This is a genomic window from Acidocella sp. (genome assembly GCF_028687955.1).
GTDB lineage: Bacteria > Pseudomonadota > Alphaproteobacteria > Acetobacterales > Acetobacteraceae > Acidocella.
On sequence record NZ_JAQTZC010000039.1, the window covers coordinates 1 to 20704 of the forward strand.

Sequence of the window (20704 nt, forward strand, 5' to 3'; positions counted from 1 at the left end):
CAACCATCTACAATGCCGGTAAGTACATCGACGAGATCGATTGTGGAGGCGACCGCCCTCTCTTCCGTTCGAAGCTGGCCGTGTTCGATACAAACCTCATCGATACAATGATGGTTCGCCCGATCTAGTTTGTTTTAGGGATAATGCTCATGAACGATACAGCTCTGAATGTGGAAGCTCCCGTGCAACCGGCAACCGGTTCTGGCTGCCGCGTCCCCTATCGGGTGTTCACCGACCCTGACTATTACCAGCGCGAACAGGAAAACATTTTTAAGGGAGAAACCTGGTCGTTCGTTGCGCTGGAAGCGGAAGTAGCGGAACCTGGCGACTTCAAGTCGACCTTCATCGGCGAGACCCCGGTAATCGTCACGCGCGCCAGCGACGGCACGGTCCATGTCGTGGTCAACCGCTGCGCGCACCGCGGTGCCCTGGTCTGCCGCGAAGTCCGCGGTAACCGCCCCAACCTCGAATGCGTCTACCACCAGTGGGCCTATGACCTGGAAGGGAACCTGATCGGCGTTCCGTTCCGCCGCGGGCTCAAGGGCCAGGGCGGTATGCCAGGCGATTTCGACATGACGCAGCACGGCCTCCGGAAGCTGCGCACGGATTCCGTGGGTGGCCTGGTGTTCGCCAGCTTCTCGGAGACGGTCGAACCGCTCCGAGATTTCCTCGGGCCGATCGTCATCCAACAGATTGAGCGCATCATGTGCAAGCCGATCAAGGTGCTTGGCGATCAACGCCAGTACGTTCACGGCAATTGGAAGCTCTACGCGGAAAACACCCGCGATCCCTATCATGCCAGCTTGCTGCACCTGTTCCATAACACGTTCGGACTCTATCGCTCGACCCAGACGGGCAAAAGCGTGATGGACACAAACAAGCGCCATTCGCTGCTCTACTCGATCGCCGCCAGCAATGACGACACCGCAGACAAGCAGGCCTACGGCGACTCCCGGACCTTCGATACCGGGTTCAAGCTGCAGGATATGTCGCTGCTCAAGGGCCGTCAGGAATTCGATGACGGCGTTACCTTGGTCATCCTTGCGGTGTTTCCGAACCTGGTGCTTCAGCAGATCCAGAACACCCTGGCCGTGCGCCAGATTATAACCAAGGGCACCGATGCCTTCGAACTGGTCTGGACCCATTTCGGCTATGCCGACGACGACGCCGAGATGCAGGCGATCCGGCGCAAGCAGACCAACCTGATCGGCCCCGCCGGGCTGATTTCGATGGAGGACGGCGAGGCGGTCGAGATCGTCCAGAATGCGATTGCCGGCGAAGACCAGGCAACCTCCTACATCGCGATGGGCGGCGGGCGCGCGGAAGATGCCGACCACCTGGTTACCGAAGGCGCGATCGTCGGATTCTGGAAAACTTACGAGAAACTGGTGGGCTACGGAACCGCGCCATGACCCGTACGATTGATTTCTACTTCGATTTCATCAGTCCCTTCAGCTACCTCGCGCAGCTGAAGCTTCCGGATCTTGCCCGCAGAACCGGGTGCGAACTCGTATATTGGCCGATCGACATCCCTGAAGCCAAGATTGCCGCCGGGAACTATGGTCCGTCCAATCGCGAGGTTGCGCCCAAGATCAAGGTCATGATGGCCGATCTGAATCGCTGGGCCGCGAAGTATGATGTTCCCCTGCGGTTTCCGGCCAGCTTTGCCTGTGCCGACTGGAACTGCGCAACGCTGTATGCCCGCGAACAAGGCAAGGCCGAGCCGTTCGTCACCGCCGCCTTTCATCGCATCTGGGGCCTAGGCATCGACCCGCGCGACCGGGGTGAACTGCGCGTCTGTGCCGCCGAGGCTGGTCTTGAACCCGATGCGCTGGTCGCCTTCGTCGAATCGTCACTCGGGCAGAACGAATACCGGAAGGTTCGCAGCAAAGCCTACCAGCGCGGCGTATTCGGAGCGCCCATGATGTTTGTTGAAGATCAGATATTTTGGGGCAATGATCGTTTGAATTTTCTGGAGTGTTATTTGAATCAAAAATAAACCCGATCAAGCCAGAATTCGGTATTTTGTTGGGTTTATACCAGCCTGCCAAGAGCTTGACTCTCTAGGTTTGGTGGCGGGCTGGTATAAACTTTTGATTTTGCGCGCGGCCGCCCCACCAGCCCCGCGCGAATACCAGTCAGCCTTAAGGCTGACTGGTATTATGATACGCAAATTGTCTGTGACGGCGTCACACCAGGCGGTCCAGTTTTTGGGTACGTCGCGGCGTAGGAAATCCAACATTGCGATGCTGAAATCCTTGAAGCTGGCGTAGCATTTTTTGTGGGTGGTGTGCCTGCGCATCACCCCCCAAGGCAACGGGAAGAATACTCTGGCGATTGATTTGGGAATTTTTGGGCCACGCCTAAAACTACGACGTGATATAAGCCCGCAGCGAGGCAACTTCGAACTCAGCTTCTTCCAGCCGCGCCTTCACAAGATCGCCGATGCTCACAATCGCCACCAGTTCTCCGTGTTCGAATACCGGTAGATGGCGGCATCGCTTGTTGGTCATCAGCAGCATTGCATCCAGGATGGTGCTCTCCGGCGTACAGAAGGCAACCAGATCGGTCATTACATCCGCGGCTGTCCGCGTTCTGATATCGTTGCCGAGTTCCCCGACCAGACGCATAACATCGCGTTCCGAGAGCATTCCGGCCATGCGCCCATTATCGTCAACCACTGGCGCCGCGCCAATCCGTTTGGCGGAAAGAAACCGCGCGACTTCAGGAATCATCTGATCAAGCCTAAGCGTAATCAGATTCCACCCCTTCTGGTCGAGAATCTGCCGGATGGTTGTCATAATAGTTTCCCCGCATTTCGTGCCGAAACGATTCAAACCATCAGCCTGCGTACCGCGCCGGCACGCACAATGCTGATACCCCCTCCAGATGGCTGGTCCTGAATATAGTGCCTGATATCAGCATGTTCGGCACAACGCATGACGGCCATCCTGAAATGATTATGCGCTTTTTTTAACGCCCGATCCAGCACATCAATGCTTGAGAGCAAGGTTCAGCCATGCAAATTGCACTGCGGTAGAAGTGCTGGGTTTATCCGGCCACCGCGCCGGCCGTCAAACGGATCAGCGCGATGGCAGGCGCCGGGTAGGTGCCGAGCATCAGCAACAGCGCCAGGAGCACCCCGATCACCACGTTGCCGAACAGCGGTGCCGTGGCTGGCGGGGCGGCGCTGCGCGCGGCCGGCACCGGCATCGCCATCGCAACCAGCACGCGCAGATAATAATAAATGCCGATCACGCTGCCAAGCACGAGCGCCGCCACCGGCCAGAACAATCCGGCGCCCACACCCGAGGCGACGAGGTAGAACTTGCCAATGAAGCCCATGGTCGGCGGCAATCCGGCAAGGGAGAGCAGCATCAGGGCGAGGCTGCCTGCCAGGAACGGGCGGGTACGGAAGAGGCCGTGATAATCCTCCATCCGGTCGGCGTCGCGGCCCGCCCCAGGCGTGCTGAGCTGGGCGACGATGCCAAAAGCGCCGAGGCTGGTGACGGCATAGGCCGCGAGATAATAGGCGGCCGCCTCGTTGCCAAGCGCGCCCCCGGCCAAAAAGGCAACCAGCAGATAGCCGAGATGCGCGATTGAGGAATAGGCAAGCAGGCGTTTCACATTGTTCTGCATCAGCGCGAGCAGATTGCCGCCGAGCATGGAGAGGATCGCGATCATGGACAGACCCGCGCGCAGCGAGGCGCCGGCCTGGCCATCAGCGAGGATGAAATAGCGCAGGATCACCGAGAATACGGCGATCTTCGAGACCACCGCGATGAAGGCCGTGACCGGTGCGGGCGCGCCCTCATAGATGTCGGGCGTCCACATATGGAATGGCACCAGCGAAAGTTTGAAGCCAACGCCAGTTAAAATCATGGCGGTACCAACCAGGCGAAAGAGATCATGCGGATTTCCCGCGCGGGTCAGCACGCCGATCTGGGTGAAGGACATGGTGCCGAGATCGGCATAGATCAGCGCCATGCCAAACAGTAGAAAGGCGGAGGACGCGCCGCCGAGGATGAGATATTTGATCCCGGCTTCCGCCGATTCCTCGCGCGGGCTGGCATAGGCAATCAGTCCGAGCAGCGAGATGCTGAGTGTCTCGAGACCGAGGAAAAACGAGGCGAAATGCACGCTGGCTGGCAGCAGCGCGGCGCCGAGCGTGGCGGTGAGCAGCAGCAGATAATACTCTTCGCGCGGCCCCTGCTCGGGCCCGCCGAGGTAGGCGTAGGAGAGGATGGCGACAACGAGCGCCGAGCCGAGCACCAGCCCGGCGTAGAAGATTACGGACCCATCGACCACGAAAAGCGGCGTCACCGCGATGGGTGCGGCGGGTGCGGCCAGCGGCAGCGCGATGCAGCAGAGCAGCAGCCCCGCGATGGTCGAGAGCGCGGCGAGATGATGGTTGCGCCGCACCGCGATCAGCAGCATCACCGCGATTGTTACCACGCCCAGCAGGGTAAACGGCGCAAAAGCCGCGAAAGCCGCCGCGTTCATGGTTGCCCCTCCATTGGCGTGTTCCCTGGCGGCGTGCCCTCATGTTGTAGCGCCGCCAGCCCCGGCGCCACCTGGTCGAACACGGGTTGTGGATACACCCCGAGCCCGATGATCGCGAGCACAAGCCCCCCCATCACCGCAATATGCCGCGCGGTGAGGTCATAGGGTTTGGCGCTGCCCGGCTGGGCCGCGGTCCTGCCGTGGAAGGCGCGCTGCACCAGCAGCAGCGCGTAGGCCGCCCCCGCCACCAGGCCGAGGCTCGCGATCACGGTGAAGGGCACGCTGGCGCGGAAACTGCCGAGCAGGATCAGGAATTCCCCGATGAAATTGCCGAGTCCGGGCAGCCCGAGCGAGGCGATGGCGAAGATCATGCCAAACCCGGAGAGCCGCGGCATGGCGCCCCATAGCCCGCCCATCAGCCGCATGTCGCGGGTGTGGATACGTTCCTGCAACGCGCCGACGAGAATGAACAGCGCCCCGGTGCTCACGCCGTGCGCCAGCATCTGCACAACCACGCCCTGAAGCGCCAGCGTGTTCCAGGCGAACACGCCCAGCAGCACAAACCCCATATGGCTCACGCTGCTGTAGGCGATCATGCGTTTCATGTCGTTCTGGCCAAAGGCGAGCAACGCGCCGTAGAGAATCCCGGCCACCCCGAGCGTCATCGCAACCGGCGCGAATTCATGGGCCGCGGCGGGAAACAACGGCACCACGAAGCGCAGCAGGCCGTAGGCGCCGGTCTTCAGCAGCACGCCCGCCAGCAGCACGGAGCCTGCGGTCGGCGCCTCGGTATGGGCATCGGGCAGCCAGGTATGAAACGGCACCGCCGGCAGCTTCACCGCGAAGGCGATGAAAAAACCAAGCATCAGCCAGAATGCGGTGGCGGCGCTCATCTTGGTGCCGAGCAGCGCCAGATAGTCGAAGGTGAGCTGCCCTGTCGCCCGCTGATGAATGAAGACGAGCGCCAGAATCGCGACCAGCATGAGCAGGCTGCTGCCCTGGGTGAAAATGACGAACTTGATCGCGGCATAGAAGCGGTGCTCGTGCCCCCATAATGCGATCAGGAAATACATCGGCACCAGCATCAGTTCCCAAAAGAAGAAGAACAGGAACAGATCGAGCGCGAGAAACACGCCGATCACGCCGGTGGTGGCCCAGAGCAGATTGGCGTGGAACAGGCCAACCCGCTCGGTGATCTCGCTCCAGGAGATGACCACCGAGACAAGGCCGAGCACGATCGTGAGTAAAATGAGAACGAGGCTCAGCCCGTCGAGATTGAGCTCGAAGGAGATGCCGAGTTGCGGGATCCAGGGCAGATCAATGCTGGTGATCCAGGCGCTCTGGCCGGGCATCACGGCCCGGCCGATCAGGGGCAGGGTGAGGAGCAGATCCGCCGCGAGCGCGAATATGGCGATCCAGCGCGGCCAGTCCGGGTGGCGCGCGCCGGAGAGCCAGGCGAGCACGCCGCCGATGGCCGGGATCAGGAGGAGCAGGATAAGGAGCATGTTCATCGGATCATCGCAATCGCGATCAGGGAAATTGAGCCAATGGCGAGGCCGGCCGTGTAGAAGCGTACGCGCCCGTTCTGGGTCCGCCGCACGTGCTCATGCAGCGTGCGCGCCGTCCAGGCGATGGCGTCATACACGCTGTCGATGACATCATCGGCCCCTTCCCGCGCCGCCCACAGCACAGGGCGCACCAGCAGGCGGTCGTAGAGCCAGTCAAACCCGGCGGCGGCGTGCCAGAAGCGCCAGAGCGGCGTCTCGGCCGGGGGCCGCGCGGGCCGCCAATACAGCACCGCCGCCAAGCCGATGCCCAGCAGCCCGGCGAGGCTCGCCACCAGCAGCGGCGCCACGCTGGCGGCCTCTTTGCTGGCGGGCAGCACCGGGGCGAGCAGGTTGGAGAGCAGCGTGACATGCCCGAGCGCGGGCGGCAGCTCGATCAGCCCGCCCAGCACCGAGAGCACCGAGAGCACGCTCAGTGGCAGGATCACGCGCCAGCCATAACGTCCGCTCACCTCGGTATGCGCCTCGCCGAAAAAGGCGATGAACACGGCGCGGAATATGTAGAGCCCGGTGATGAACGCGCCGAACACCCCGGCCGCCCACAGCACGCGCCCGCTGCTCCCGTCCGCCCAGGCGCCGGAGAGAATCGCCTCCTTGCTGTAGAAGCCCGCCGTGACCAGCGGCAGCGCCGCCAGCGCCGCGCTGCCGATCAGGAAACTCCAGAATGCCACCGGCAGCCGCCGCGCGAGCCCGCCCATTTTGTAGATATCCTGCTCGTGATGCAGCCGCATCGTCACCGCGCCCGCGGAGAGGAAGAGCAGCGCCTTGAAGAAGGCATGGGTGAGCAGGTGGAACATCGCGGCGCCCCAGGCGCCCACGCCGAGCGCCAGAAACATGTAGCCGATCTGGCTCATGGTCGAATACGCGAGGATGCGCTTGATGTCGTTCTGCGCGAGCGCGCTGAAACCGGCGAGCAGCAAGGTTGCCGCGCCAATGCCGCCGACCGTGTATTGCGCCGCCGGCGCGAGCAGGAACAGCGCATGCGTGCGGGCGATGAGATACACCCCCGCGGTCACCATGGTCGCGGCGTGGATCAGCGCGCTCACCGGCGTCGGGCCCGCCATGGCGTCGGGCAGCCAGGTCTGCAACGGCAACTGCGCTGATTTGCCGACCGCGCCGCCCAGCAGCAGAAAGGCGGCCAGGGTGGCGAGGGGAGAACCGGCCGGCCAGCTCTGCGCGGCGTTGTGCATGGCGCCTGCGATGTTGAGCGTGCCGAGGCGGCTTGCGATCAGCAGCAGGCCGATCAGCAGCGCCGTATCGCCGATGCGCGTCACGATGAAGGCCTTGCGCGCGGCGAGGCCGTTGGCCGGGTCGCGCCACCAGAAGCCGATCAACAGGTAGGAACAGAGCCCAACCCCCTCCCAGCCGGTGTAGAGGGTAAGGAAATTATCCCCCAGCACCAGCAGCAGCATGGCGGCGACAAACAGGTTGAGATAGGCGAAGAACCGGCCATAGCCCTCCTCGCCCTCCATGAACTCGGTCGCGAACAGATGGATGAGGAAACCGACGCCGGTGATCACCAGCATCATCACCAGGGAGAGCGGGTCGAGGCGCAGGCCGATCGTCACCGAAAGCCCGCCAACATCGAACCAGCGCCACAGCGTCTGTTCATAGGCCGCCCCCGCCGGCGGGTTGAGCAGAAAACCACCGGCGATGGTGAAGGCGATAACGGCCGCGAACCCGACGGATAGCGCCCCGGCCGCGGCCTCGGCGCGGGTGGAAAGCCGCCCCGCGCCCAGCATGAGAATAACCGAGCCGAGCAGCGGAAGCGTTGGGACGAGCCATAGGAGTTCGTGCATTGCCTACCCCCTCAGATGATAGCTTGCATCGGCATCGAGCGTGCTGTTGCGCCGGTGCATCAGCAATATCAGCGCCAGGCCGACCGAAACCTCGGATGCCGCGAATGTGAGCACGAGGATGAACATGATCTGCCCATCCGCCGCCGCCCAGCGCGCGCCTGCGACCACAAAGGCCACACCCGCCGCATTCAGCATCACCTCGAGCGACATCAGCATAAACAGCAGGTTGCGCCGGACCAGCACGCCAGCCAGCCCCAGCGCGAAGAGCGCCGCGGCAAGCCCCAACCCCTGATCGAGCGGAATCGCCGTCATCGCCCTATACCCCCCTCATGACGGCGCGGCCCAGATGAAATGCCGCGACCACGGCGGCCAGCAGTAGAAACGAGGCAATCTCAACCGCGAGCATATACGGGCCGGTCAGCGCGATGCCGACCGCCTGGGGGCCGATCACCGTGGCCGCGGACCGCGCCAGGCCGCCGCGCGCGGCAAGCGTGCCCAGTTCGAGCCCGAGCAGCAGGGCAAGAACCGAGGGGCCGATCCAGGCCGCCGGCTTCAGCCAGTCGTTCTCCAGCGCCTCCGCCTCGCCGCCGATGTTCAGCATCATCACCACGAACACGAACAGTACCATGATGGCCCCGGCATAGATGATGACCTCCAGAGCGGCGGCGAATGGCGCGCCGAGGACGAAGAACACCATCGCGACCGCAAGCAGCGAGACGGTGAGATACAGCAGCGCATGCACCGCCGAGGGGCGCGTGATCATCATCACGGTCGCGAGCACCGCAATGCCCGCCGCGATGGCGAACATGGCGTTCATGGCAGCAGGCTCCGGATGTCGATGGGCGCGCGTTCATGCTCGGCCTCGCCTTTGTCCTTGCCCGGGACCGCAAGGCCGGAGACGCGGTAGAAATTATATTCCGGATACTTGCCGGTGCCGCTGATCAGCAGGTCCTCTTTCTCATACACGAGATTCTGGCGGACATATTCGCTCATCTCGAAATCAGGGGTGAGCTGAATCGCGTAGGTCGGGCACGCCTCCTCGCAGAAGCCGCAGAATATGCAGCGGGAGAAATTGATGCGGAAAAACTCAGGGTACCAGCGCCCCTCGCTCTCGCTCTTTTGCAGGCTTATGCAGTCCGCCGGGCAGGCAACCGCGCAGAGATTGCATGATACGCAGCGCTCCTCGCCGTCAGGGTCGCGGGTGAGCACGATCCGCCCGCGATAGCGCGGCGCGAGATAGGGCATCTGCTCAGGGTATTGGACAGTAACATTGCGCTGGAACAGATGCAGGAAGGTATACCAGAGCGTGCGTAATGAACTCAGCATTGTCTCCTCCCTTATGCCGGTCCCGGTAGGCCGAGCATCAGCGCGCCGGTAACCAGAATGTTGAGCAGCGTGAGCGGCAGCAGCAGCTTCCAGCCGAGGGCCATGAGCTGGTCATAGCGCGGGCGCGGCAGCGCGGCGCGCAACAGGATGAAGAAGCAGATGAGCAACCCGGTCTTGATCCCGAACCACATGAACGGCGGCAGCACCGGCCCGTACCAGCCGCCCAGGAACAGCACCGTCGTCATCGCCGAGATGAGCATGATGCCGATGTATTCGCCGACGAAAAACATGCCGAATTTCATGCCTGAATATTCGGTGTGAAATCCGGCGCCGAGCTCGCTTTCGCCCTCGGGGAGATCGAAGGGGAGCCGGTGCGTCTCCGCGATGCCGCCCAGGAAGAACACGATGAAGCCGAGGAACTGCGGCACCACATACCACATATGCCGCTGGCTGCGCACAATGTCGGTGAGGTTGAACGAACCGGCGAGCATCACCACGCCCACCAGTGAGAGGCCCATGAACACCTCGTAGCTCACCATCTGTGCGGCGGCGCGCATGCCCCCCAGCAGCGAATATTTGTTGTTCGAGGCCCAGCCCGCGAGCACCGCCGAATAGACGCTAAGCCCGCTCATGGCGAGGAAGAAGAGCAGGCCGACATTGAGATCGCCGATGATGCCGATCAGCGGCGTGGCCGGGATGATGGCCATGGCGAGCATGACCGTGATCATCGAAATCGCCGGCGCCAGAACAAACACGCCCGCATCGGCGAACGGGGGGATCCAGTCCTGCTTGAACAGGAGCTTGATGCCGTCGGCCGCAACCTGCAACACGCCAAACGGGCCCACGCGGTTTGGCCCAGGGCGGTCCTGGAAGAAGCCGAGCAACCGGCGTTCCACCCAGGTGAGCAGGGCCGCCGTTATCATCAGGAAGGCAAGGCCGAGAACCACATTAAGCAGCCCCGCCACGATTGCGTGAGACTGGCTCATGACACCCCCGCTCCGGCCGTGGTGATGCGGACCCAGCCCGGCAGCGCGTGGGCGCTCGCCGCAAGCCCCGCGACCCCCGCCACCCCGCGCGGCAGGCCGGGTTGAATTTCAAGCGCAAGGTGCAGGATTTCACCGCCCAGCGCACAGGCGAGCATTTCGCCCGAGGCCGCGCCGATCAATGCCGCATCTTCCTCATTGAGCACGAGCGCGGGCGGCGCCATGCGCTCGCGGAGCGGTGCGGCGCGCGCGCTTTGCTCCTCGTCGCCAAACACGCGGGGTAGCATCACCGCGCGCCACATCCCCGGGCGCGGCGCGAAGGGGGCGGGAATGTTGGTGTAATAGCCCAGCGCCACCTCTGCCTGCGCTTCCAGCAGCCGCACGCCAGGGTCGCCGCCCTTCAGCGCGCCGCCGATCTCAGCCTGGAACTTGTTGATCGCCTGCGCCGAATTCCAGCCCGGCGCCCAGGTGAACGGCAGCAACGCAGGCGGCATTTTGCCGTAATAGCCTTCCATGGTGGCGCTGAAGGGTGAATCCGCGCTCACCGGCGGCTTGGGCTCGCGCACGTTCTGGGCCGCGTGCATCGCCGTGCGGCCGGAGAAGCGGTGCGGCTCGCTGCTGATCCGGTTCCCCGCGATGCGGAATGTCTCCAGCGGCGCGGCGCGCGGCACCGCCGCGAAGCAGGGCAGGGCGCTGGCCAGCGCGGCAACAATGCCGTCCTGCGTGTCCCAGCCGCAGCCGTCGCGCCCGGCGGCGTGTCCGGCCTCGCCCAGCCAGCGCCAGGCCTCGCGCACATCGCCCTGCGCGAGGATCGGCGGGTAGAAGCGCTGCGCCCGCCCCTCGGCGCTCACCAGCGTGCCGCCGCATTCGGCGAAACTCGCCGCCGGCAGCACCAGCGCCGCGCGATGCGTGGCCGGGCTCTCGCTATGGTCGAGCACCACCAGGCGCGTGGCGGCGAGCGCCGCATCCAGCGCCAAGCTCTCCGCGCGGCGGAACAGGTCGTTCTCCAGCACGATCACCAGCGCAGGCGGCTCGGCAAACGCTGCCTCGAACCCCGGCCGCTCCGGCGCCAGCAGCGCCAGGCCCAGGCTGTTGCATTCGGGCACGTTCAGCAGCAGCGCGCCGGACTTGCCGCGCCCCCGCAGCGCGGCGGCGATGTTGGCGGCGGCCTGGATCACGCTTTCCTCGCCCGCCTCCACGCCCGAGACGACCAGCGGGCGCTTAGCCCCCAGCAGCGCCTGCGCGATCGCGGATGCCCGCGCGGCCAGATCAGCCGGCAGGCCCGCCACCGCCGGCGCCGCGGGATCAATGCAGGCCGCCACCGCGAAACCCAGCCGCGCAATGTCATCCGGGGCGGCGCGCAAGGTATCAAGCGCGATGTCATCAAGCCGGGTCGGCGCCGGTGTTGCAATGAAGAGCGGGTTGCGCACATCCCCCGCGTAGGTGCGCACGGCGGCGTCATGCCACGGCGCGATCTCCACCTTCGCGGAAGGTGCGAACCCTGCCTCGCGCACCGCTTGGCGCAGCGCGAGCGCGGCGCGCGGCGCGGCGTTGGGCAAGTCAGAACCCAGCAGCAGCGCCGCATCCGCCCGCTCCACATCGCGGATGGAGGGCGCATGCACCGCGCCCGCGCCCAGAATTTCACCAATTAACCGCAGCAAGGCGCCCTCGCGCGTGCTCACGCCGGGATAGAAATTCTCATGCCCCACCAGGGCGCGCAGCGCGAAATTGGCCTCCAGCGAGGCGCGTGGCGAGCCGATGCCCACAACCCGCCCCCCGGCGCCAAGCAGCGCGGCAAAGCGGGCCATCGCCTCCGCGCGGTTCACGTCTGCCTGCGCCCCATCCGCCCTGCGCGCGCGCGGCGTGCGAATCCGCTCGGGCGCATTCACGAAGCCGTAGCCAAAGCGCCCCCGGTCGCACAGGAAATAGCCGTTCACCGCCCCGTTGTAGCGGTTGAGGATGCGCCGCAGCTTGCCCGCGCGCTCGTTCACCGTGGTGTTGCAGCCCAGCCCGCAATGCGTACAGACCGACGGCGCCCCCCGCATATCCCATTTGCGCGCGTAATGCGCCGAGAAGGTCTTGTCGGTGAACACCCCGGTCGGGCAGACCTCAACCAGATTACCGCTGAATTCGCTCTCCAGCGTGCCGTCGGCATGGCGGCCGAAATACACATGGTCATGCGCGGCGAACACGTCGAGATCGCGCCCGCCCGCATAGTCGCGATAGAAGCGCGTGCAGCGGTAGCAGCCGATGCAACGGTTCATTTCATGCTTGATGAACGGCCCGAGATCCTGGTTGCGGTGCGTGCGCTTGGTGAAGCGGTAGCGCCGGGTGGTGTGCCCGGTCATCATCGTCATGTCCTGCAGGTGGCACTCGCCGCCCTCCTCGCAAACCGGGCAATCATGCGGATGGTTGATCATCAGCCACTCGATCACACTGGCCCGCAACGCCGCCGCCTCCGGATCGGCAACCGAGAATCGTGCTCCTTCGGCCACGGGCGTCATGCAGGCCATCACCAGCTTCCCGGTTTTGTCCTCCTCGTTGGCGTATTGCCGCACCGCGCATTGGCGGCACGCGCCCACCGAGCCGAGCGCCGGATGCCAGCAGAAATACGGCAGATCGAGCCCCGCGCCGAGGCACGCCTGCAGCAAATTCTCATCCGGCTTTGCGCTATATTCTTCGCCGTCGACAATGAATTTCGTCATGCCCAGCCCTCCGCGGTATCGTGCCAGGGGCAGCGTTTCTCCCGGATATGCTGCTCGAACTCCGCGCGAAAATGCTTGAGCGCGCTGCCCAGCGGCGCCATCGCGCCGGGGGCGAGGTCGCAGAAGGTGGAGTCTGAGTGCAGGAAGCTGACATGGTGGGCCAGCGTATCGAGATCCCCGGCCTCGCCCTCGCCTGCCTCGATCGCCGCCAGAATCCGCTCCACCCAGGGCAGGCCATCCCGGCAGGGCGTGCACCAGCCGCAGGATTCCTGCGCGAAGAAATGCTCCAGATTGTGCAGCATCCCAACCGGGCAGCGCCGGTCATCGAGCGCCAGAATGTTGCCCGTTCCAACCGAACTGCCCACCTTGCGCATCGAGGTGAAATCCATCGCGACATCAAAATCATCGCGCATGACAAAAGCAGTGGAACCGCCGCCCGGCAGCACCGCCCGGCATTCATAACCCGGCTGCATTCCGCCTGCGTGCTCCTCAAGAATTTCGATGAGCGCGGTGCCGAGCGGCAACTCCCACAAGCCCGGCCGCTTCACCCGCCCGCTCATGCCATAAAGCTTGGTGCCGCCGTCGGCGCAGCGGCTGAGACCGAGAAACCAGTCAGCGCCACGCGTGATGATGTGTGGAACATTGCACAATGTCTCAACATTGTTGACCACGCTTGGTTTGCCCCAAAGTCCGCTCATCGCCGAGCGCGGCGGCCTGGAGCGTGGCAGCGGGCGGCGGCCCTCCAGCGCGGTCAGCAGCGCGCTGGACTCGCCGCAGATATAGCGCCCGCCGCTCGCATGCACATGGATGGTGAGGGTGAAACCTGAACCCAGTATGTCGGCGCCGAGATAGCCACGGCTTTGCGCCTCGGCGGCCGCGCGGGTCAGCCGCTGGATCGCCAGCACATATTCAGCACGCACAAAAATATAGGCAGTATCAGCCTGGATCGCGAAGGCGCTGATGATCACCGCCTCGATCATCTGGTGCGGCGTGCGTTCGAGCAGGAGCCGGTCCTTGAAGCTGCACGGCTCCATTTCGTCGGCGTTGACCACGAGATAACGCTGGCGCGGCGCGCCGGGGCCGGTTGGCACTGCCTCCCATTTGCGCCCGGTCGGAAACCCGCCGCCGCCCCGCCCGCGCAGCTTCGAGCGCTTGACCTCGGCGATAATCGCCTCCGGCGTCATCGTCAGCGCCTTGCGCAACCCCTGATAACCACCGGCATGCTCATAGCCGGTCACATCAAGCGGCATGCCGCCGGGCTGGATCATGGCGGTAAGCGGCGCGGTGAGTTGTTTTTCCATCATCGTTCTCACTTGTAGCCTTCGAGGATGGCGTCGAGCCCCGCCGGATCGAGATCACCGTATTGGTTCTCGTCAATCATCATCGCTGGCGCGTGGTCGCAATGGCCCAGGCAGACGATCGGCAGCAGCGTGAAGCGGCCATCCGCCGTCGTCTCGCCCGGATGAATGCCCAAACGTTCATGCAACTGGGCGCGGGCGGCGGTGGCGCCCATCACCCAGCACGCGACGCTGTCGCACAACAGGATGACATGGCGCCCGACCGGGCGGCGGAAGATCAGGTTGTAGAAGGTGGCGACACTATCAAGCTCCGCTGGGGTCATCTCCAGCAGCGCCGCCACCTCGGAGAGATGCCGATCCGAGACATAGCCAAAGTGCTTCTGCACCAGCTTCAGCGCATCGGTGCCGGCCGCGCGTTTGTGTCCGGCGTGTTGCGCCAGGGCCGCGATCTCCTGGCGCAGCCCCGCCTCCAGCGGCGCCTCCTTGCGGTCTTGCTCAGCGGTCGACATCGGCCATCACGAAATCAATGCTGCCGATGATCGCGATCAGATCGGCGACATACGCACCCCGGCTGATGAGCGGGATCATCTGCAAATGTGGAAACGAAGGCGTGCGGATACGCGTGCGATAGGACATGCTGTTCCCGTCTGCGGTGAGATAATAACCGTTGATCCCCTTGGTCGCCTCGATGCTGACCATCGCCTCGCCCGGCGGCAGCACCGGCCCCCAGCTCACATTGAGAAAATGCGTGATCAGGGTTTCGATGTCATGCATCGTCCGCTCCTTGGGCGGTGGCGTTGAGAGTTTGTGCGCCGCGCGTATGGGGCCGGGCGGCATGTTCTCCAGGCACTGGCGGATGATGCGCAGGCTCTGGCGCATCTCCTCGATATGGATAACCACGCGGTCGTAACAATCGCCATTGTTGCAGGTGGGAATTTCAAAATCGAGCTGGTCATACCCCGAATAGGGGCGCTGCTTGCGATAGTCCCAGGCCAGACCGCAGGCGCGCAGGCCAGGGCCGGTAACCCCCCAGTCATACGCCTCCTCCAGCGTATATGCCCCCACACCCACCGTGCGCGCCTTGAAGATGCGGTTCTGCATCACGAGCTTTTGGTATTCGTCGAGGCGCTTGGGCTGGTAGTCGAGATAGTCGCGGATCATCCGCTCCCACCCTTGGGGCAGATCAGCCGCCACGCCGCCGATGCGAAACCAGGCGGGATGCATCCGGAACCCGCAAATGGCCTCGATGATCTGAAAAACCCGCTCGCGGTCAGCGAACATATAAAACACCGGCGAAAGCTGGCCGACATCCTGCGACATGGTTCCATAAAAAACGAGATGGCTCGCCATGCGGAACAGTTCCGCGAGCATGATCCGGATCATCTGCGCGCGCGGCGGCACGGTGATTCCGGCCAGCTTCTCGACCGCCATCACATACGGAAAATTATTCATCACCCCGCCGAGATAGTCGATGCGGTCGGTATAGGGGATAAAAGTGTGCCAGGTCTGCCGCTCGCCCATCTTCTCGGCGCCGCGATGATGAAAACCGATCTCAGGCACCGCGTCGACGATCTCTTCCCCCTCGAGCTGGAGGATGATGCGGAACACGCCATGCACGCTCGGATGGTTGGGGCCAAGGTTGAGGAACATGAAATCGGCGGATTCGCTGTGGCGCTTCATGCCCCATTCTTCCGGGCGGAAGCGCAAAGCCTCCTGCTCGGCGGCCTCGCGCTCCTCGGTCAGCACATAGGGGTCCATCTCGGTCCCCCGCGCCACATGGTCCTTGCGCAGCGGATGCCCGGTCCAGGTCGGCGGGGTCAGAATGCGGCGCAGGTGCGGATGCCCGCTAAAACTGACACCGAACAAATCCCATACCTCGCGCTCATACCAGTTCGCGTTAGGCCATATATCCGCCGCGCTCGGCAGTTCGAGCGCCCCCTCCCTCAACGCCACCTTGATTCGGACATCCTCGTTCCGCTCGAAGGACATCAGGTGGTAGACCACCGTGAAATCAGCCGGCGGCAGCCCCTGCCGGTGCACGCGCAAGCGCTCATCCACGGCCGTCAGGTCGTAGAGGACGCGAAACGGCCGCTCCGCGCCATGCCGCAGATGGCTGAGCACGCCGTGTGCGATCTCGCGCGCCACCCAGAAGGTCGGTATCTGGTCGCTGGTCTGCTGCACGAGGCTCGCCGCCGGCCCGAAGCAACGGTTCAGCTCGCGCAAAATCGTCTGTTCGCCGTTCGTGAGGGGGATGCTGCCGGCTGAGTTCAACATCCCGCCCTCCCTATACGTGGTCCGGTGTGGGCAGATCCGTCGCCGCCTGGCGCGCTTCGCGTTTGAGGTCGCGCATACTGGGGCGCTCCAGCTTCTCCACCCCCTGCGGCCCCACCACCCAGCTCAGCGGCCGCCGGTCGGTGCCGATGGAGCGTTGCAGCAGCATCAGCCCCTCCAGCAGCGCATCCGGGCGCGGCGGGCAGCCCGGCACATAAACATCCACGGGGAGAAAACTGTCAGCGCCCTGCACCACGGCGTAAATATCATACATGCCGCCCGAGTTGGCGCACGCGCCCATCGAGATCACCCAGCGCGGCTCCAGCATCTGGTCGTACAGATATTTTATCACCGGCGCCATCTTCGCGAACACGGTGCCGGAAATAACGATCAGGTCCGCCTCGCGCGGCGTGGCGCGCAGCACCTCGGAGCCGAAGCGCGCGATGTCAAACTTGCTCGTAAAAGCGGTCGCCATCTCGACATAGCAGCACGAAAGCCCGAAGTTGAACGGCCAGACCGAATTTTTCTGGCCCCAGGCCACCATGTCCTCAAGCCGGGTGAGCGCCAGATTGCGCCGCACCGTCTCGGTAAAGCTGCCCCCCCCGGGCGGGGCTGCGCGCAGCAGCGGCGCCGTGGTTGAAACCTGCCGTCCAGGCTCTGCTTTGGTGAATGAGAAGCGCATGGCGTCAACCTGGCCTTTGCTTGGTGAGCTGGCGTGTCCGCGGCCCCCAGTTGAGCGCGCCGGCGCGCCAGAGATAAACGAGCGCCGCGAGCAGTGTGACAATGAAGACAAGCATCACGATATAACCGGTCCACCCCGCGGCCCGCACCGCGGTGGCCCATGCGTACAGAAACGCCGCCTCAAGATCGAAGATCACGAAAAACATCGCGATCAAGTAGAACTGAACCGGCAGCCGGAACCGCGCGTACCCAACCGTAACGATCCCCGACTCGAACGGCTGGCGGGTCGCCGGTTTCATATGCCGCTGCCCAAGGAAATAGGACACGCCAATCATCCCCGCCACCAAACCGGTCACGGCAACGGCGTAGACCAAAAAAACCCAATAATGGGCCGTTTCTTCCATGGTCTGTTTCCGTCTCTATGGCCCGTGTCGGTTTCGGCGGTGGGGTCCTGATAACCGGCGAATACGGCCGCAGCCGCACGACAGCGAAACCTTGTTTGATTAGTTATCTGTTTATTATCAGACCCTATTGCGTAGGCGCTTGTCAAGTCGGACTGTTACGGGGGCGCATCTGGCCGCCCCGCCCGGACAAACGAAATTCACCGGCATGTTCAGCCCCCCTGCGCCACCATCGCCCGCCCTGGCATGCGGTGCCGGTAGGCCAGCGCCTCGGCGATATGCCCCATCTGCACCTCTTCTGTCCCCGCCAGATCCGCGATTGTACGCCCCACCCGCATGCTGCGCGTATACCCGCGCGCGGAGAGCCGCAGTTTCGCCGCCGCCATTTCCAGAAACGTCTTCGCCTCGCCTGCAAGCCGGATCAAATCCCCCAGCGCCTCGGCATTGGTGGTGGCCCCGTTCTCACCGTAACGTTCGCGCTGGCGCTCGCGCGCGGCGGCCACCCGCGCCGCCACCACAACACTTGCCTCCCCCACCGGCGCCCAGGACAATTCCTTCGGCGTCAGCGGTGCAATTTCAATGATGATGTCGATCCGGTCCAGCAACGGCCCGCTTAATTTCGTCTGATAATCCTCACCGCAGCGCGGCGCCCGCCCGCATTCGCGCGCACCATCGCCCAGATACCCGCAACGGCAAGGGTTCATCGCGCCGATCAACTGAAACCGTGCCGGATACGTAATGTGTGCCGCCGCGCGTGAGACCGTGGTATGCCCCGCCTCCATCGGCTGGCGCAAAGCCTCCAGCGTGGCGCGGGGGAATTCCGGCATCTCGTCCATGAACAGCACGCCCCGGTGCGCCAGCGAAACCTCTCCCGGCCTCGCCCGGTTGCCGCCACCAGCCACCGCGGCCATGCTGGCGGAGTGGTGCGGCTCGCGGAACGGCGGGCGGGTAACAAGCCGTCCCCCATCCAGCATCCCGGCCACGGAATGCACCATGCTCACCTCCAGCGCCTCGCGCGGGGTGAGGTCGGGCAGCAGCCCCGGCAGCCGCGCCGCCAGCATGGATTTTCCCGCCCCCGGCGGTCCGATCATCAGCATGTTGTGCCCGCCCGCCGCCGCCACCTCCAGCGCGCGCCGCGCCGTCTCCATGCCGCGCACATCGGCCATGTCCAGCGCCTTGCCGCCGCCGCCCAGTAGCCCGGCGGGCGGTGGCGCCAACTGCTGCGTGCCCCGGAAATGATTGATCAGGCTCAACAAATCCGGCGCCGCCAGCACGCTAATGTCGCCCGCCCAGCTCGCCTCGGCCCCTTGCGCCTGCGGGCAGATCAGCCCCAGCTCCCGCCCCGCCGCCGCAATCGCCGCGGGCAACACCCCCGCCACCTGGTTGATCCGCCCATCCAGCGAAAGCTCGCCCAGCGCCGCGAACCGTGCCAGCTCCTCAGCCGGCAGCACATCCATCGCCGCCAAAACGGCGAGCGCCACCGGCAGGTCAAAATGGCTGCCCTCCTTCAGCACATCCGCCGGCGCCAGATTAACCAGCACGCGCTTGGGCGGCAGCGCCAGCCCCATCGCCGTCAGCGCCGCGCGCACCCGCTCGCGCGCTTCGCCCACCGCCTTGTCGGGCAGCCCCACCATCAAAAAATTCGGCAGCCCGGCGGCTATCTGTACCTGCACTTCCACCGGCTGCGCGTCGATTCCGGCGAAGGCGAAGCTGTTCACACGCGCGATCGACATAAAACACCCGTTAAAGTTGTTAACAGGTTACGAACGCGCGGCGTGATTGTCTACTCCCGTTTCACCGCGAACGGCCCGTTGGCCTGGCAGGTCGGCATCATCTCGATCCGGTTGATGTTCACATGCGGCGGCAATGAAATCAGCCAGGCCGCCGTCTCGGCGATATCCTCCGGCACCATGGCGTTCGCGCCCGCGTAAACCGCCGCCGCCTTGTTTTCGTCACCGCCGAAGCGCACTTTGCTGAACTCCGACCCCTGCACCATCCCCGGCTCGATATCCGTGACGCGGATATTCCTGCCCACCAGATCCGCGCGCAGATTCAGCGAGAACTGCTGCACGAACGCTTTTGACCCGCCATAAACATGCCCGCCGGGATAGGGATAAACCCCCGCCACCGAGCCAAGGTTCAGGATGATCCCGTCGTTGCGCGCCACCATTCCGGGTAAAATCGCCCGCGTCACATGGATCAGCCCGGTCACGTTCGTTGCGATCATGGTGTCCCAGTCGGCCAGATCGGCTTCCCATGCCGGGCTGAGCCCCAAAGCCAGCCCCGCGTTGTTCACCAACACGTCGATCCGCCGCCAGCTCTCCGGCAGGCCGTCCACAAACCCGGCCACGGCGGCCTTGTCGGTCACATCCAGCGCCACCGGCAGCAGCCTCTCGCCCAGCTCTCCGGCCAGCGCCGCCAGCCGCTCCACCCGCCGCCCGGTGGCGATCACCCGGTGCCCATCGGCCACGAACCGCCGCGCGAACGCCGCGCCGAATCCCGCGGTCGCGCCTGTAACCAGAATTGTCTTCATCTCATACTCCCGCCAAATTCGCGTGTGTAAAATCCAAGGTTCGCACGGTGCCGCCAAATGTCACCACGCTCTGGCGCGGCGCCGCCTGTGCGAGCAGCTTGCCCCGCCGCAGCACATATAGCCGCTCCGCTGAAATCCGTATCGCCTCGATCGGGTCCGCCGCCTGCAACACCACCATGTCAGCGTAGCATCCCGGGGCGATGCCGTAGTCCACCAGGTTCATCACCTTCGCGGCCGTCTCCGTCACCCCGGCGAAGCAGGCGTTGATTTCCGCCACCCCGGTCATCTGCCCCACATGCAACGCCATGCTGGCCACCTCCAGCATGTCGTGGCTGCCCAGCGAATACCACGGGTCCATCACGCAATCATGCCCGAAGGCCACGTTCACACCGGCGGCCAGCAGCTCCTTCACCCGCGTCATGCCGCGCCGTTTCGGGTAGGTGTCGTGGCGGCCTTGCAAGGTGATGTTGATCAGCGGATTCGCAATCGCCGCGACGCCCGCCTCGCGTATTAGCGCAATGAGCTTGCTGGCGTAGTAATTATCCATGCTGTGCATCGAGGTCAGGTGCGAGCCCGCAACCCGCCCGGCCAGCCCGTGGCGCACCGTCTCGCCCGCCAGCACCTCGATGTGGCGCGAGA

At 64.4% G+C, this 20704-nt stretch carries 19 protein-coding genes; 2 read left to right on the forward strand and 17 right to left on the reverse strand.

Annotation, left to right across the window (positions count from 1 at the left end):
• The first annotated feature begins 149 nt into the window (after positions 1-149).
• On the forward strand, positions 150-1412 hold the full coding sequence (locus PHE40_RS06700; protein ID WP_299959828.1) for a Rieske 2Fe-2S domain-containing protein: 1263 nt from the start codon (positions 150-152) through the stop codon (positions 1410-1412).
• Positions 1409-1999, forward strand: a complete 591-nt coding sequence (locus tag PHE40_RS06705) for a 2-hydroxychromene-2-carboxylate isomerase (RefSeq protein WP_299959831.1) — start codon at positions 1409-1411, stop codon at positions 1997-1999. Before PHE40_RS06700 ends, PHE40_RS06705 begins: the two co-directional genes overlap by 4 nt.
• 370 nt (positions 2000-2369) lie before the next feature.
• Here PHE40_RS06705 and PHE40_RS06710 read toward each other — a convergent pair whose 3' ends face one another.
• The 17 genes from PHE40_RS06710 to PHE40_RS06790 form a co-directional block, all read right to left on the reverse strand.
• A complete protein-coding gene (locus PHE40_RS06710; RefSeq protein ID WP_299959834.1) occupies positions 2370-2801 on the reverse strand; it encodes a CBS domain-containing protein in 432 nt (143 codons plus the stop codon).
• A gap of 250 nt (positions 2802-3051) precedes the next feature.
• Positions 3052-4503, reverse strand: coding sequence for an NADH-quinone oxidoreductase subunit N (locus PHE40_RS06715; RefSeq protein ID WP_299959837.1), 1452 nt, complete (start codon positions 4501-4503; stop codon positions 3052-3054).
• Positions 4500-6008 carry an NADH-quinone oxidoreductase subunit M gene (gene nuoM / locus PHE40_RS06720; protein WP_408838753.1) on the reverse strand — a complete coding sequence of 503 codons (1509 nt, stop codon included), beginning with the start codon at positions 6006-6008 and terminating at the stop codon, positions 4500-4502. The genes PHE40_RS06715 and nuoM overlap by 4 nt, the downstream gene beginning before the upstream one ends.
• A 2-nt stretch (positions 6009-6010) precedes the next feature.
• Positions 6011-7867 (reverse strand): NADH-quinone oxidoreductase subunit L, encoded by a 1857-nt coding sequence (gene nuoL, locus PHE40_RS06725; RefSeq protein WP_299959842.1) that lies wholly within the window; start codon positions 7865-7867, stop codon positions 6011-6013.
• Positions 7868-7870: 3 nt separating this feature from the next.
• Positions 7871-8179, reverse strand: coding sequence for an NADH-quinone oxidoreductase subunit NuoK (nuoK, locus tag PHE40_RS06730; RefSeq protein WP_291423200.1), 309 nt, complete (start codon positions 8177-8179; stop codon positions 7871-7873).
• A 4-nt stretch (positions 8180-8183) separates the two neighbouring features.
• Positions 8184-8684, reverse strand: coding sequence for an NADH-quinone oxidoreductase subunit J (nuoJ, locus tag PHE40_RS06735; protein WP_299959848.1), 501 nt, complete (start codon positions 8682-8684; stop codon positions 8184-8186).
• Positions 8681-9193: an NADH-quinone oxidoreductase subunit NuoI gene (gene nuoI / locus PHE40_RS06740; protein WP_299959850.1), complete on the reverse strand. Its 513-nt coding sequence runs from the start codon at positions 9191-9193 to the stop codon at positions 8681-8683. Before nuoI ends, nuoJ begins: the two co-directional genes overlap by 4 nt.
• An 11-nt stretch (positions 9194-9204) precedes the next feature.
• Positions 9205-10179 (reverse strand): NADH-quinone oxidoreductase subunit NuoH, encoded by a 975-nt coding sequence (gene nuoH, locus PHE40_RS06745; RefSeq protein ID WP_299959853.1) that lies wholly within the window; start codon positions 10177-10179, stop codon positions 9205-9207.
• Positions 10176-12881 carry an NADH-quinone oxidoreductase subunit NuoG gene (gene nuoG / locus PHE40_RS06750; protein WP_299959856.1) on the reverse strand — a complete coding sequence of 902 codons (2706 nt, stop codon included), beginning with the start codon at positions 12879-12881 and terminating at the stop codon, positions 10176-10178. Before nuoG ends, nuoH begins: the two co-directional genes overlap by 4 nt.
• Positions 12878-14182 (reverse strand): NADH-quinone oxidoreductase subunit F, encoded by a 1305-nt coding sequence (locus PHE40_RS06755; protein ID WP_408838755.1) that lies wholly within the window; start codon positions 14180-14182, stop codon positions 12878-12880. Before PHE40_RS06755 ends, nuoG begins: the two co-directional genes overlap by 4 nt.
• A gap of 8 nt (positions 14183-14190) precedes the next feature.
• On the reverse strand, positions 14191-14688 hold the full coding sequence (gene nuoE, locus PHE40_RS06760; RefSeq protein ID WP_299959862.1) for an NADH-quinone oxidoreductase subunit NuoE: 498 nt from the start codon (positions 14686-14688) through the stop codon (positions 14191-14193).
• Positions 14675-16453 (reverse strand): NADH-quinone oxidoreductase subunit C/D, encoded by a 1779-nt coding sequence (nuoC, locus tag PHE40_RS06765; protein ID WP_299959865.1) that lies wholly within the window; start codon positions 16451-16453, stop codon positions 14675-14677. Before nuoC ends, nuoE begins: the two co-directional genes overlap by 14 nt.
• Before the next feature lie 10 nt (positions 16454-16463).
• A complete protein-coding gene (locus PHE40_RS06770; RefSeq protein WP_299959868.1) occupies positions 16464-17132 on the reverse strand; it encodes an NADH-quinone oxidoreductase subunit B in 669 nt (222 codons plus the stop codon).
• Between the two features lie 4 nt (positions 17133-17136).
• Positions 17137-17535 (reverse strand): NADH-quinone oxidoreductase subunit A, encoded by a 399-nt coding sequence (locus PHE40_RS06775; RefSeq protein WP_299959872.1) that lies wholly within the window; start codon positions 17533-17535, stop codon positions 17137-17139.
• A gap of 209 nt (positions 17536-17744) precedes the next feature.
• Positions 17745-19265: a YifB family Mg chelatase-like AAA ATPase gene (locus tag PHE40_RS06780; protein ID WP_299959875.1), complete on the reverse strand. Its 1521-nt coding sequence runs from the start codon at positions 19263-19265 to the stop codon at positions 17745-17747.
• Positions 19266-19315: 50 nt separating this feature from the next.
• Positions 19316-20065 (reverse strand): SDR family NAD(P)-dependent oxidoreductase, encoded by a 750-nt coding sequence (locus PHE40_RS06785; RefSeq protein ID WP_299959878.1) that lies wholly within the window; start codon positions 20063-20065, stop codon positions 19316-19318.
• A gap of 1 nt (position 20066) precedes the next feature.
• The coding region (locus PHE40_RS06790) for an amidohydrolase family protein (protein ID WP_299959881.1) at positions 20067-20704 on the reverse strand (638 nt) is incomplete at its 5' end.